This window comes from Burkholderia metallica (genome assembly GCF_001718555.1).
Lineage (GTDB): Bacteria > Pseudomonadota > Gammaproteobacteria > Burkholderiales > Burkholderiaceae > Burkholderia > Burkholderia metallica.
Map to the genome: position 1 here is coordinate 2,101,014 of NZ_CP013401.1, position 13,334 is coordinate 2,114,347.

Sequence of the window (13,334 nt, forward strand, 5' to 3'; positions counted from 1 at the left end):
CCACGCCGCCCGATGCCGAACGACGCCCCCACCCCGTTGCTGACCGTGAGCGATGCCGCGTCGCGGCTCGGCGTCACGCCGCGCACGCTGAAGTATTACGAAGAGCGCGGGCTCGTCACGCCATCGCGCAGCGAAGGCCGCTACCGCCTGTACGACGAAGCCGACCTCGAACGCTTCGCGCGCATCCTGCGGCTGCGCGCGCTCGGTTTCTCGCTGCACGGCATCACCGAGATGCTGAAGCGCCCGCTCGAAGAAACGGGCGACGGCCGGCGCCGCTATTCGGACGCGTCGCTGCGCGACATCCGCACCGGCCTTGCCGAGCAGATCGACACGCTCGATCGGCGGATCGCGGCCGTCCAGCGCGAGTTGAAGGAAGCCGTCGCGCTGCGCAAGGAACTGCAGCACGACATCGACTACGTCGAGCGGCGTCTTGCCGGCGAAAACGCCGAGACGCTGATCGCGCAGCGGCAGGCCGAAACCGGCACGCGGCGCGTACGCAAGGCGCGCGAATGAACGCGCTGCCCGGTCGCCCGCCGCTGTGGAGCCGCGCGAACCTGCGCGCGGACCTGTTCCCGTGGGCGCTCGCGCTCGTGACCGGCATCGACTACTTCGACAACGCGGTCTTCTCGTTCTTCGCGAGCTACATCGCGGGCGGCGTCAACGCGTCGCCCGACGAGCTCGTGTGGTCGTCGAGCGCGTATGCGGTCACGGCCGTGCTCGGCATCCTGCAGCAGCAATGGTGGGTCGACCGGCTCGGCCATCGTCGCTACGTCGCCGGCTGCATGCTGATGTTCTCGTTCGGCGCGATCGCGGCCGCGCTGGCCGACACGTCGCTCGAACTCGCGTTCGCGCGCGGCTTCCAGGGCTACTTCATCGGGCCGATGATGGGCGCATGCCGGATCCTGATCCAGATCAGCTTCAAGCCGCAGGAACGGCCGCCCGCGACGCGCGCGTTCCTGATCATGATCCTGCTCGGCAGCGCGCTCGCGCCGATCGTCGGCGGCCTGCTCGTCGCGCATGCGACGTGGCGCGCACTGTTCGCGTGCACGGCGCCGGCCGGCGTCGCGTTCGCGATCCTCGCGCTGCTCACGCTGCCCGATTCGGGCCGCACGCCCGACGACGCGCGCGGTTCCGGCCACTTCTGGCCGTATGTGGTGTTCGCGCTCGCGCAAGGCGCGCTGCAGATCGTGCTGCAGCAGGTGCACTACCAGTTGTACAGCGGCTCGCCGATGCTGATCGTGCTGACGATCGCGGGGATCGGCGCGCTCGCGTGGTTCGCGTATCACCAGTGGAACCACCCGACGCCGCTCGTGCGCCTGCACGCGTTGCGCGAGCGGACGTTCCAGATCGGGCTGCTGCTCTACATGTTCTATTACTACGAGTCGACGGGCTTCAGTTACCTGACCTCGCGGTTTCTCGAAGGCGGGCTCGGCTATCCGGTCGAGAACGCCGGGCGGCTGGTGGGCACGATGTCGCTGATTTCGGCCACCGCGCTGTTCGCGTACCTGCGTTACGCGAAATTCGTCACGCACAAGAAATGGTTCGTCGTGCCGGGGTTCGCGATCGCCGTCACGGCCGCGCTGTGGATGACGCGCATGACGCCGCAGGTCGGCGAGGCCGCGCTGATCGTCCCGCTGCTGCTGCGCGGGCTGCTGCTGCTCTTCATCGTGCTGCCGGTGGCCAACCTGACGTTCCGGATCTTCGCGATCGACGAATATACGCACGGCTACCGGCTGAAGAACATCGTGCGGCAACTGACGATCTCGTTCGCGACGTCGTCGGTGATCATCGTCGAGCAGCACCGCGTGGCCGTTCATCAGACGCGGCTCGTCGAGCGCGCGAACGTGTTCGACCCGCTGTTCCAGCAGACCGTCGATGCGCTGACGCACAGCTATGTTACCGCCGGCCACGCGCTGAACGACGCGCACGGCCTCGCGCTCGCGTCGATCGCGCGCATGGTCGCGCAACAGGCGTCGTTCCTCGCGTCGCTCGACGGCTTTTACTTCCTGGCGGGTGTGGCGCTCGTCGGCGGTCTCTTTGCGGCATGGCAAAAAGAGATCGATTGAGTTAAAAGACAGGCTTTGGATTTCCGCGGACCGCCTTCATGCTCTCGAAACTGACCCGCTGGTTCGACGACCGCCGCCGCGACCGCGCGCTGCGCAGCCATCCGATCCCCGACGCGTTGTGGCAGGACACCGTCGAGCGCCTGCCGTTCCTCGCCACGCTGTCGCCCGACGCGCTCGGCCGGCTGCGCGAACTGACGAGCCTGTTCGTCGCGAAGAAATCGTTCTCGACCGCGCACGGGCTCGAGCTGACCGACGCGATGGTCGTCGCGATCGCCGCGCAGGCCTGCCTGCCCGTGCTGAATCTCGACCTGTCGCTGTACGATGGCTGGGTCGGCGTCGTCGTGTATCCGGGCGAATTCGTGATCCGCAAGACAGTGCAGGACGAAGACGGCGTCGTCCACGAAGTCGAGCAGGATGCGAGCGGCGAAGCCTGGGAAGGCGGCCCGGTGATCCTGTCCTGGGAAGACGCGCAGATGACCGACGGCCGCGACGCGTACAACGTCGTGATCCACGAGTTCGCGCACAAGATCGACATGGTCAACGGCGCAGCCGACGGCTATCCGCCACTTTTTCGTCGCTGGCACGCGCCGCACCTCGATGCGCAGGCGTGGGCCGACGTGTTCGAGCACGCGTACGACCAGTTCTGCGCGCGCGTCGACGCGGTGCCGGACCGCGCGTGGGCGCGCTTCGAGCGGGATTCGCTGATCGATCCCTATGCGGCCGACCATCCTTCGGAGTTCTTCGCGGTGTGCAGCGAAGCGCTGTTCGTCCGGCCGAAGGCGTTCGAGTCCGAATTTCCGGAACTGTACCGGCTGCTGGCGCGCTACTACCGGCAGGATCCGGCCGGCACCGGCGCGCTCGGCGCACCGTGAAAATTATTCGTCAACCGTCTGATTTTCTGGCATAATCGCCGTTTTTCGACCTTAGGCAAGTGGCTCGCGCCGGGCTTGACGTCGGCCGAATCGCGCAAATCTGCGCGGCACGGCACGGCAAGCGGCGGGTTGGCTACCGCTCTCACCAAGGAACATCATGAAACCTGGCATTCACCCGGACTACCGCGAAGTCGTCTTCCAAGACATGTCGAACGGCTTCAAGTTCATCACGCGCTCGACGATCCAGACGCGTGAAACCATCGACCACGAAGGCAAGACCTACCCGCTCGCCAAGATCGAAGTGTCGTCGGAATCGCACTCGTTCTACACGGGTCAGCAAAAGATCATGGACACGGCAGGCCGTGTCGAGAAGTTCAAGAACAAGTTCGGCGCACGCGCCAGCGGCAAGGTCGCGAAGTAAGCTTCGCACCGTATCCGGTGGTTGCATCGACCGGTACCGCACGAAAGGGCAGCCCAGGCTGCCCTTTTTTGTCTCTGCTCGCCCGGCACGCGCCCGCCGGCGCCCGGGCATCCACCTGACGTGCAACAGCGGGCGCGTCTACAATGCCGGATGCTCGAATCCGGCCCGACCGCGCGCCACCGCGCCGGCCACCCGCCCATAACAAATCGCTCATCTGCATGAAGCCTGTCGTCCGTCTCACCGCCTCCGCCACGCGCGCGCTGCCGCGCTGGCTGCTGCTCACGCTCTGCTTCGTCTACGCGGCGTTCGGCCTGTTCGGCCGCGACCCGTGGAAGAACGAGGACGCGGCGGGCTTCGGCGTGATGTGGACGATGGCCAAGGGCGGCTGGCACGACTGGCTGCTGCCGAACCTGGTCGGCAAGTTCATCACGACCGACGGGCCGCTCGGCTACTGGCTCGGCGCACTGTCGATCCGCGGGCTCGGCCCGTGGGTAGACGCAAGCAACGCGTCGCGCGTCGACACCGGCGTGCTGTTCTGCGTCGCGTGCGCGTTCGTCTGGTACGCAGCCTACCTGCTCGGCCGGCGCGCCGAGGTCCAGCCGTTCAAATACGCGTTCGGCGGCGAGCCCGAGCCGCGCGACTACGGCCGCACGCTCGCCGACGGCGCGCTGCTGGTCCTCGTCGCCTGCTTCGGCCTCGCGGAGCGCGGGCACGAAACGACGCCGCAGCTCGCGCAGTTCGCGTGGATCGCGATGCTCGTCTACGGGATCGTGCGCGGCATCGACAAGCCGATGCAGGGCGCGCTGTGGTGGGGCGCCGCGATCGGCCTCGTCGCCCTGTCCGGCAACCCGGTGCTGGTCGTCGCCCTGCTCGCCGGCACGGCCGTCCTGTGGCTCGTCACGCCCGAGATGCGCAACCTGCGCCTGCCGCTCGTCGGCGTGCCGCTCGCGGCCGCGATCTTCGCGCTGTGGCCGCTGGCCGCGTTAGTCGCCGCGCCCGACGACGCCGCCTGGTTCTTCAACCAGTGGATCCACGGCAGCCTGATGCGCTTTTCGGGGCCGCCGACCGCGGTGCTCGGCTATGCGGCGAAGAACCTGCCGTTGTTCACGTGGCCCGCGTGGCCGCTCGCGATCTGGGCGTGGTGGAGCTGGGCCGGCTTGCGCCGCCGTGCACACGTCGCGATTCCGCTGTCGGTCGCCGTGCCGCTCGTCGCGCTCGTGATCCTGCAGAGCCAGCAGTCGAACCGCATGTACATGCTGCTGCTGCCGCCGCTCGCGGTGCTCGCGACGTTCGCGCTGCCGACCCTCAAGCGCGGCGCGATCAACGCGATCGACTGGTTCGCGGTGCTGAGCTTCACGATTCTCGGCACCTTCGTGTGGCTCGTGTGGCTCGCGTCGATCACGGGCTTCCCGCATCCGCTCGCGCGCAACCTCGCGCGGCTCGTGCCCGGCTACGAGCCGCACTTCAAGATCCTGTCGTTCATCTGCGCGGTGATCGCCACCGTGTGCTGGTGCTTCCTCGTGCGCTGGCGCATCTCGCGGCAGCCGAAGGTGCTGTGGCGCAGCGTCGTGCTGTCGGGCGCGGGCACCACGCTGATGTGGGTACTGCTGATGACGCTGTGGCTGCCGATCGTCAACTACGGCCGCACCTATCGCGACGTCGCGCAGCAGATCGCCGTGCACCTGCCGTCCGACTACGAGTGCATCTCGCCCGCGCGGCTCGGCGACGCGCAGATCGCGACCTTCGCCTATTTCGGCAACATGCGCTTCGATTTCTCCGGCGACTGCGACGTGATTCTGCGCCAGGACCGCTCGGACTTCGGCGAGCCGAGCTCGATGTCGCAATACGTGTGGCGTCTCGTGTGGGAAGGCCGCCGCGTCGCCGACCGCGACGAACGCTTCCGCCTGTACGAGCGCATCGAACGGCCGAAGACGCCCGTCAAGCGGCGCCCGGCTCGCCGTCAGCCGGCCGGCTGACGATGTTCGGCGACATCCGCCGGATCGTCGGTCTCGCGTGGCCGGTGCTCGTCGGCCAGCTCGCGATCATTGCGTTCGGCGTGATCGACACCGCGATGGTCGGCCGCTACTCGGCCGTCGATCTCGCCGCACTCGGGCTCGGCTCGTCGATCTACGTGTCGATCTACATCGGCCTGACGGGCATCCTGTCCGCGCTGCAGCCGATCACCGGGCAACTGTACGGCGCGCGGCGTTACGCCGAGATCGGCGAGGAAGTACGCCAGGCGCTGTGGCTCGCGCTCCTGCTCGCGGTGCCCGGCTTTCTCCTGCTGCATTTTCCCGAACCGCTGCTGCACCTCGCGCATACGCCCGCCGCGCTGCACGACCGCACCGTCGAGTACCTGCGCATCCTGTCTTACGGGCTGCCCGCCAGCCTCGTCTTTCGCATCTACAACGCGCTGACCAACGCGGCCGGCAAGCCGAGGCTCGCGATGATCCTCCAGATCGGCGCGCTGCTGCTCAAGTTTCCGCTCAACGTGTGGTTCATCTTCGGCGGGTTCGGCGTGCCGGCCCTCGGCGGCCCCGGCTGCGGGCTCGCGAGCACGCTGATCAACTGGGCGCTCGCACTGATCGGCTACACGCTGCTCGCGAAGCTCGACGTGTTCGCGCCGCTCGCGATCTTCTCGCGCTTCTGCTGGCCGGTCTGGGCGCGTCAGAAGGCGATCCTGAAACTCGGTGTACCGATGGGCCTGTCGTACCTGATCGAAGTCACGTCGTACACGTGCATGGCGCTGTTCATCGCGCAATTCGGCACGACGACGCTCGCCGGCCACCAGATCGCCGGCAACATCGGCGCGGTGCTGTACATGACGCCGCTGTCGATCGGCGTGGCGGCGTCGACGCTCGTCGCACGCGCGCTCGGCGCCGGCCGGCCCGAAGAAGCCCGGCTGCTCGGCCGGCACAGCGTGATCTTCGCGTGCGGCATCGCCGCGACCTACGGCCTGCTCGTGTTCGTGCTGCGCCCGCTGATCATCGGCGGCTATACGCCGAACCCGGCCGTCGCCGCGGCCGCGATGCCGCTCGTCGCGATCGTCGCGTGCTACCACGTCTTCGATGCGCTGCAGGTTACGTCGGCGTTCGTGCTGCGCGCGTACAAGGTCGCGGTCGTGCCGACCGTGATCTATGCGGTCGCGCTGTGGGGCGTCGGGCTCAGCGGCGGCTACGCGCTCGGTTTCGACGTGGGCGGCATCGCGCCCGCGTGGCTGACCGGCGCGCGCGGCTTCTGGTTCGCGAACACGGTCAGCCTGATGCTCGCGGGCGCCGGGCTCGTGCTGTACCTGCAGCGCGTCAGTCGCGCGCAGGCGGCCGCATCCGCCTGACGCGCGGCCCGTTACGTCTCCTCCAGTACGTCGGCCGCGTGATACGACGACCGCACGAGCGGGCCGGCAACCACTTCCCTGAAACCGAGCGATAGCGCGTCGTCGCGCCATGCAGCGAATGCGTCCGGGCTCACGTAGCGCCGCACCGGCAGATGGTGCGCGGACGGCGCGAGATACTGACCGAGCGTCAGCACGTCGACGTCGTGCGCACGCAGGTCGCGCAGCGTGTCGCGCACGTCGTCGTCGCACTCGCCGAGCCCGAGCATCAGCCCCGATTTCGTCACCAGCCCCGGCCGCATGGCCTTCGCCTGCGCGAGCAGTTCGAGCGAGCCGCGATAGTCGGCGCCCGGCCGCGCCGCCCGATACAGCGACGGCACCGTCTCGATGTTGTGGTTGAACACGTCGGGCCACGCGGCCGACAGCGCATCGAGCGCGCGCGGCACGCGGCCACGGAAGTCCGGCGTCAGCACTTCGACGCCGATGCCCGGCACGCGCGCGCGCACCGCCGCAATGCACGCGGCGAAATGCGCGGCGCCGCCGTCGCGCAGGTCGTCGCGGTCGACAGACGTGATCACGACGTAGCGCAGCCCGAGCGCGGCGGACGCGGCCGCCAGTCGCGCCGGCTCGCCGGGGTCGAGCGGCTCGGGGCGGCCGTGCGCGACGTCGCAGAACGGGCAGCGCCGCGTGCACAGCCCGCCCATGATCATGAAGGTCGCGGTGCGCTGCGCGAAGCATTCGCCGATGTTCGGGCACATCGCCTCCTCGCAGACGGAATGCAGCCGATGCTCGCGCAGCACGGCCGCCATGTCGGCGACCGCCCCGCTCATCATCGGCCGCGCGCGCAGCCACGGCGGCTTCGGCAACGCCGCCCCGGCCGCCGGCTCGACGCGCACCGGAATGCGCGCGAGCTTGTCGCGGCTGCGCGCGCCCGGCTGGCCGAGCGCGGTGAGGCTGGGTCGTTCGAGCGCGGCGGCCATCGTCAGTCTCCGAGAAACGCGGCGATCAGGCGGTTCACGTCGGCGGCGGCCTCCATCTGCACCATGTGCCCGCTGCCGGCGAGCACCTCGGCCCGCACGTCGTCCGGCAACCCCTGCGCGTGGTGCGCCGGGATCACCTGGTCGCGCTCGCCCCAGATCACGAGCGTACGCGGCGCAAGCGACGCGAGCCGGTCGCGGAACACGCGCCGCTGGGCGGCGCCGTCGAACGCGGCCTCCGCGATCTTCGCCAGCGCGGCCTGCACGCCTTCGAGCCGCTTGTACTTGACCAGATCTTCGACGAGCTGCCGCGTGACCAGCGCGTTGTCCGCGAACAGCGCGCCGAGGTGCGGCTTCAGCGTGTTGCGGCTGTTGCCGGCGACGAAGCCGTCGATGTACGCACGGTTGATCTCGGTGCCGAGCCCCGCGCTCGCGATCAGCGTCAGCGACGCGACACGCTGCGGCGCCCGCTCGGCCGCCGCCATCGCGACCGCGCCGCCCATCGAATGGCCGATCAGGTGCGCACGGTCGATCTGCTGCGCATCGAGCAGCGCGAGCACCGCATCGGCCAGTTCGTCGAGGCTACCCGTGTCGAGCGCCTTGCCCGATTCGCCGTGCCCGGGCAGGTCGAGTGCCCACACCGGCCGGTGCGCGGCGAGATCCGCGTGATTGAACAGCCAGTTGTTCAGATCGCCGCCGAAGCCGTGGATCAGCACCGCGGGCGTACCGGCGCCTTCGCCGAGCTTCAGGAAGCGCACCGTCCGGCCGCCGATCTGCGCCTTCTCGGGCTGCGGACCCGCGGCTTCGTCGGACGCCGCGCTCGGCACGAAGTCGCGCTGAAAATCGGCGATCGCCGCATCGATGTCGGCATCGCTCGCGTCGGCGGCCGCAACGACGCCGAGCAGCGCGCCGACCGGCAGCGTCTCGCCTTCCTGCGCGACCTGCCGCCGCAGCGTGCCGTCGAACGCGCATTCGACGCCCGACGAGATCTTGTCGGTCTCGACGTCGAGCACTTCGTCGCCCTTCGTCACGCGCTCGCCGATCGCCTTCAGCCAGCCGTTGACCTGCCCCTGCTCCATCGACAGCCCCCACTTGGGCATCGTGATCATGTGAATCGACATCGTGTCAGCTCCTCGTCTTCAGGACCGCCTGCGCAATCGCATCGGCGGACGGGATATACAGGTCTTCCAGCACGCTCGCGAACGGCGCGGGCGTATGCGGCGCGGTCACGAGTTCGATCGGCGCCTTCAGCGAATTGAACGCGCGCTGCGCGACGAGCGCGGCGATGTCGGTCGCGATCGAGCAGCGCGGGTTCGCTTCGTCGACGACCACCACGCGCCCGGTGCGCTCCGCGCTTTCAAGGATCGTTTCCTCGTCGAGCGGCGACGTCGTGCGCAGGTCGATCACGTCGACCTGGATGCCGTCCTTCGCGAGCTTCGCGGCCGCGTCCATCGCGAGGTGCACCATGCGGCCGTACGTGACGATCGTCGCGTCGTCGCCGTCGCGCATCACGTTCGCTTCACCGAACGGAATCGCATAGGACTCCTCCGGTACCTCGCCTTCGCGGGTATAGAGCAGCTTGTGTTCGAGGAAGATCACGGGATCGTTGTCGCGGATCGCCTGGATCAGCAGCCCCTTCGCGTCGTACGGCGTCGACGGGCACACGACCTTCAGCCCCGGAATGTGCGTGAACAGCGACGTCAGCATCTGCGAGTGCTGCGCGGCCGCGCGCAAGCCCGCGCCGTACATCGCGCGAATCACGACCGGCGTCACGGCCTTGCCGCCGAACATGTAGCGGAACTTCGCGGCCTGGTTGAAGATCTGGTCGAAGCACACGCCCATGAAATCGATGAACATCAGCTCCGCGACGGGCCGCATTCCGCACGCGGCCGCGCCGACCGCCGCGCCGATGTAGCCGCCCTCCGACAACGGCGTATCGAGCACGCGGCCCGGAAACTTGTGGAACAGCCCCTTCGTCACGCCGAGCACGCCGCCCCACGCGTCGTCCTCGCCCGGCGCGCCCGCGCCGCCCGCGTTGTCCTCGCCCATCACGATCACGCTGTCGTCGCGCGTCATTTCCTGTGCGAGCGCCTCGTTGATCGCCTGCGAATAAGTGATTTTCCTTGCCATGTCTGCCTCCTGAATTGTTCGGTTCGCCGTGCCTGCCTCGGTGTCAGGCCGCGATCACGGGTACGACACGTAGACGTCGGTCAGCAGGTCGGCGGCATCGGGTACCGGCGCGGCCTTGGCCTGCGCGACCGCGTCGTCGATCAGCGCACTCACCTGCGCATCGACCGCGCGAAGATCGTCGGTCGTCAGCACTTCGGCGCGCACGACGCGCGTTTCGAAATGCTTCAGGCAGTCCTTCTCGTCGCGCAGCTTCTGCACCTCGCCGGGCGCGCGGTAGGTTTGCGCATCGCCTTCGAAGTGGCCGAAGTAGCGCGTGAACTTCACCTCGACGAGCGTCGGGCCGCCGCCGTTGCGCGCGCGCTCGACGGCCTCGCCGAGCGCTTCGTGCACCGCGAAGAAGTCGAAGCCGTCGACGATCACGCCCGGCATCCCGAAGCCGTTCGCGCGATCGGCGATGTTGTCGGTCGCGACCGACCAGCTCGACGACGTCGCTTCCGCGTAGCCGTTGTTTTCGGCAACGAAGATCGCGGGCAGCCGCCACACCGACGCGAGGTTCATCGATTCGAAGATCACGCCCTGGTTCGATGCGCCGTCGCCGAAGAAGCACACGCCGACGCCGCCCGTCTTCCGGTGCTTCGCCGCGAGCGCCGCGCCGCACACGAGCGGGCCGCCCGCACCGACGATCCCGTTCGCGCCGAGCATCCCCATCGACAGGTCGGCAATGTGCATCGAGCCGCCCTTGCCGTGGCAGACGCCCGTCTTCTTGCCGTAGATCTCGGCCATCATCCCGTGCACGTCGACGCCCTTCGCGATGCAATGGCCATGGCCGCGATGCGTGGTCGCGACGTAGTCGTCGAGGCCGAGGTGCAGCATCGTGCCGACCGCCGACGCCTCCTCGCCCGCGTACAGGTGAACGAAGCCGGGGATCTCGCCGGTCGCGAATTCGACGTGCAGGCGTTCCTCGAATTCGCGGATCGTGCGCATCATCCGGTAGGCGTCCAGCAGCTTGTCCCTGCCGAGCTGTGTCGAAGCTGTCATGTGTGTCTCCTGAGTAGGTCTGACTGCGAATGCCGCCGCGGCCGGGCCGTGGCGGCGGATTGCACGGCCTATGGCCGTCAGTGGAACGTGAAGCCGCCGTCGACGTTCACGGCCTGGCCCGTCACGTTGTCCATCGTCGCGAAGAACAGCGCGAGCCGGCCCATGTCTTCCGGCGTCTGCGCGCGCCCCTGCGGTATCAGCGTCAGCTGGTGCCGCTGCCACGACGCCTCGACCGATTCGCCGTCGGCCTTCCACGCGTCGGACAGCCGGTCCCACATGTCGGTACGCACGATGCCCGGGCAGATCGCGTTGACGGTCACGCCGTCGCGCGCGACCTCCTTCGCGAGCGCGTTCGTGAAACCGACGACCGCGAATTTCGACGCGCTGTAATGCGCGAGATTCGGAAAGCCTTCCTTGCCGGCGATCGACGCGACGTTGATGATCCGGCCGCGGCCCTGCGCCTTCAGCGGCGCGAGCGCCGCGCGGCAGCCGAGGAACGTGCCCTTCGCGTTCACGTCCATCACGACATCCCAGTCGCGCTCGCTCAGCTCGCCGACCGGATGAATGCTGATCACGCCCGCGCAATTCACGAGAATGTCGAGCCGACCGAGTTCGGCGAGCGCCTGCGCGACCATCGCGTCGACCTGTGCGGCCTGCGTGACGTCGACCTTCGCGACCGCCGCCCGGCGGCCGAGTGCGCGCACCTCGCGCGCGGTGGCGTCGAGCGCGTCGTCGAGCAGGTCGGCCAGCAGGATGTCGGCGCCCGCGCCGGCGAGCGTCAGTGCAATGCCGCGGCCGATGCCGCGCGCGCCGCCCGTGACGATGGCGACCTGTCCTTCGAGTGAAACTGTCATTGCGATGTCTCCTTGATGATCGTTATGGATATCGAAATTTCTTGCGGGAACGCCGTCGCTCACGCGTGCCACGCGCCGGCATCGCGCAGCAGTTGCCGCGACGATGCGTAGCGCAGCGTGCGGCCGACGTCGACCGTCAACGGCCCGCGCCAGTCGAGCGAGATCTCGTAGCGATCGCCGCGCGCGACCTCGATCTCGCGTTCGCCGTCGAACGCGAGCGTGCCGCGCTCGAACGGGATCGTCTGCCACGCGTCCGGCTCGAGCCGCTCGCAACTGCGCATCACGACGCGATCGACGCGGCCCGGCGCAATCGGCGCGACGAGCGGCGTGCCGGCCGTCTTGCCTTCACCGGCGAAACGCATCGCGAGCCCGTGCGGCGCACTGCGTTCGAGCGGCGCCCACGCGCCGCCGAGCGCGGACAGGCCGATCCCGTCCGGTTCCGCGAACGTCAGGTAAAGCGACTCGATATCGTCGGACCCCGAGATCGCGCGCGCACCGATGAAGCGCTGCCGCGCGGCGCACACGTCGACGAGCGCGATTTCCTCGCGCCCCGGCTGCGTACCCGCCACGCAGCGCACGACGAGCCGCTTGTTGCGCGTGAACGCGACGTCCGCCGGCACCGCGCCGGTCGCGGCGAGTCCTGCCGCGACACCGGCGACGGTGGCTTCGCGATGCTCGGGAAACGCGTTGTTGGTGCCGGTGGACAGTGCGACGAGCGGCGTCGCGCCGCAGTGCGCGGCCACCGCGCGATGGGTGCCGTCGCCGCCGAGCACGACGATCAGCGCGACTTCCATCCGGTGCAGGTAGGCAGCGCCGGCCTGCGTGTCGGCCACGGTATCGGTGATCGGCAGGTCGACGAATTCGACCTGCGGCCAGCGCTCATGCGGCGCGACCGCACGATGCGTGTCGAGCGCGCGCAGCAGCAGCGTCGCGATGCCGGTCCGGTCGCGCAGCGTCAGCACGCGTTCGACGCCCATCGCGCCGAGGCCGGCCAGCAGGCGCACGATCATGTTCGCCTTCTCTGCCGTCGGAAACACGGAGGCATGCGTCGTGAGGCGGCGAATGTCGCGCCCCGATGCGGGGTTCGCGATCACGCCGACGGTAACGGGCATCGTCACGGGTTCGTCTCCATCCAGTGGGCCAGCCGCCGCGCATGCGTGCGCCGCGGCCCTGCCTGTCTCGTCCGCTGCCATCGCCGGGCCGCGGATCGTCGTCGTCGACGCGACCGCGCCGACCTGCCCTCCCTCTCTGCAAGCGGCGTGCCACCGTGCATGCGATGACCGTGAAACCCTCGTGAATGCTGACGGGGCGCGTCTGCCGGCGCGCCCGGATCGCGGCCGGGGGGGACGAAGCGCGCAGCCGTACGGCCCGCGCGTCTCACATCGTCGAGGCGACGAAACGGCCGTCGCGCCACCGGCGCGCGTGCGCCGTTGCGCGCGCAAAGCCCGCGGCAGCGCGGCGCGGCGCGTGCGGCGCCGTGCCGGTCGCGCGCCGCCTGTCGCCCATGCACGCGTCTCAACGACACGAGACGCCCGCGATACCGGTGAGACGAACGTCTCATGCGCGCCGCGTGCTGCGATGCAATGTGATCCGTCGAACGGGATGTGCTACAAGAACATCGCATTCCCCGCCGTACGGAACCGGA

Annotated in this window: 12 protein-coding genes; 6 read left to right on the forward strand and 6 right to left on the reverse strand. The window is 69.0% G+C overall.

Features of this window, described 5'->3' with window-relative positions:
* Positions 1–12: 12 nt before the first annotated feature.
* The 6 genes from WJ16_RS09400 to WJ16_RS09425 all read left to right on the forward strand — a co-directional run bounded on the left by WJ16_RS09400 (position 13) and on the right by WJ16_RS09425 (position 6,693).
* Positions 13–513 (forward strand): MerR family transcriptional regulator, encoded by a 501-nt coding sequence (locus WJ16_RS09400; protein ID WP_069256831.1) that lies wholly within the window; start codon positions 13–15, stop codon positions 511–513.
* A complete protein-coding gene (locus WJ16_RS09405) occupies positions 510–2,066 on the forward strand; it encodes an MFS transporter (protein ID WP_069256832.1) in 1,557 nt (518 codons plus the stop codon). Before WJ16_RS09400 ends, WJ16_RS09405 begins: the two co-directional genes overlap by 4 nt.
* A 38-nt stretch (positions 2,067–2,104) precedes the next feature.
* Positions 2,105–2,938: a M90 family metallopeptidase gene (locus WJ16_RS09410; RefSeq protein WP_069256833.1), complete on the forward strand. Its 834-nt coding sequence runs from the start codon at positions 2,105–2,107 to the stop codon at positions 2,936–2,938.
* A 157-nt stretch (positions 2,939–3,095) separates the two neighbouring features.
* The gene (locus tag WJ16_RS09415) at positions 3,096–3,359 is read left to right on the forward strand and encodes a type B 50S ribosomal protein L31 (RefSeq protein ID WP_011884985.1); all 264 of its coding nucleotides are present in this window, start codon (positions 3,096–3,098) and stop codon (positions 3,357–3,359) included.
* 218 nt (positions 3,360–3,577) lie between these two features.
* Positions 3,578–5,335, forward strand: coding sequence for an ArnT family glycosyltransferase (locus tag WJ16_RS09420; RefSeq protein ID WP_069256834.1), 1,758 nt, complete (start codon positions 3,578–3,580; stop codon positions 5,333–5,335).
* Between the two features lie 2 nt (positions 5,336–5,337).
* On the forward strand, positions 5,338–6,693 hold the full coding sequence (locus WJ16_RS09425) for an MATE family efflux transporter (RefSeq protein ID WP_069256835.1): 1,356 nt from the start codon (positions 5,338–5,340) through the stop codon (positions 6,691–6,693).
* Between the two features lie 11 nt (positions 6,694–6,704).
* Here WJ16_RS09425 and lipA read toward each other — a convergent pair whose 3' ends face one another.
* The 6 genes from lipA to WJ16_RS09455 all read right to left on the reverse strand — a co-directional run bounded on the left by lipA (position 6,705) and on the right by WJ16_RS09455 (position 12,807).
* Positions 6,705–7,670: a lipoyl synthase gene (gene lipA, locus WJ16_RS09430; RefSeq protein WP_069256836.1), complete on the reverse strand. Its 966-nt coding sequence runs from the start codon at positions 7,668–7,670 to the stop codon at positions 6,705–6,707.
* Between the two features lie 2 nt (positions 7,671–7,672).
* Positions 7,673–8,788 (reverse strand): acetoin dehydrogenase dihydrolipoyllysine-residue acetyltransferase subunit, encoded by a 1,116-nt coding sequence (locus WJ16_RS09435; RefSeq protein WP_069256837.1) that lies wholly within the window; start codon positions 8,786–8,788, stop codon positions 7,673–7,675.
* Positions 8,789–8,792: 4 nt separating this feature from the next.
* The gene (locus WJ16_RS09440; protein WP_069256838.1) at positions 8,793–9,797 is read right to left on the reverse strand and encodes an alpha-ketoacid dehydrogenase subunit beta; all 1,005 of its coding nucleotides are present in this window, start codon (positions 9,795–9,797) and stop codon (positions 8,793–8,795) included.
* Positions 9,798–9,851: 54 nt separating this feature from the next.
* Positions 9,852–10,835 carry a thiamine pyrophosphate-dependent dehydrogenase E1 component subunit alpha gene (locus WJ16_RS09445; RefSeq protein ID WP_069256839.1) on the reverse strand — a complete coding sequence of 328 codons (984 nt, stop codon included), beginning with the start codon at positions 10,833–10,835 and terminating at the stop codon, positions 9,852–9,854.
* 77 nt (positions 10,836–10,912) lie between these two features.
* Entirely contained in the window at positions 10,913–11,689 is a 777-nt protein-coding gene (locus WJ16_RS09450) for an SDR family NAD(P)-dependent oxidoreductase (protein ID WP_069256840.1), read from the reverse strand.
* Between the two features lie 59 nt (positions 11,690–11,748).
* Complete coding sequence (locus WJ16_RS09455; protein WP_069256841.1) at positions 11,749–12,807, reverse strand: ATP-NAD kinase family protein; 1,059 nt, start codon at positions 12,805–12,807, stop codon at positions 11,749–11,751.
* Positions 12,808–13,334 lie beyond the last annotated feature (527 nt).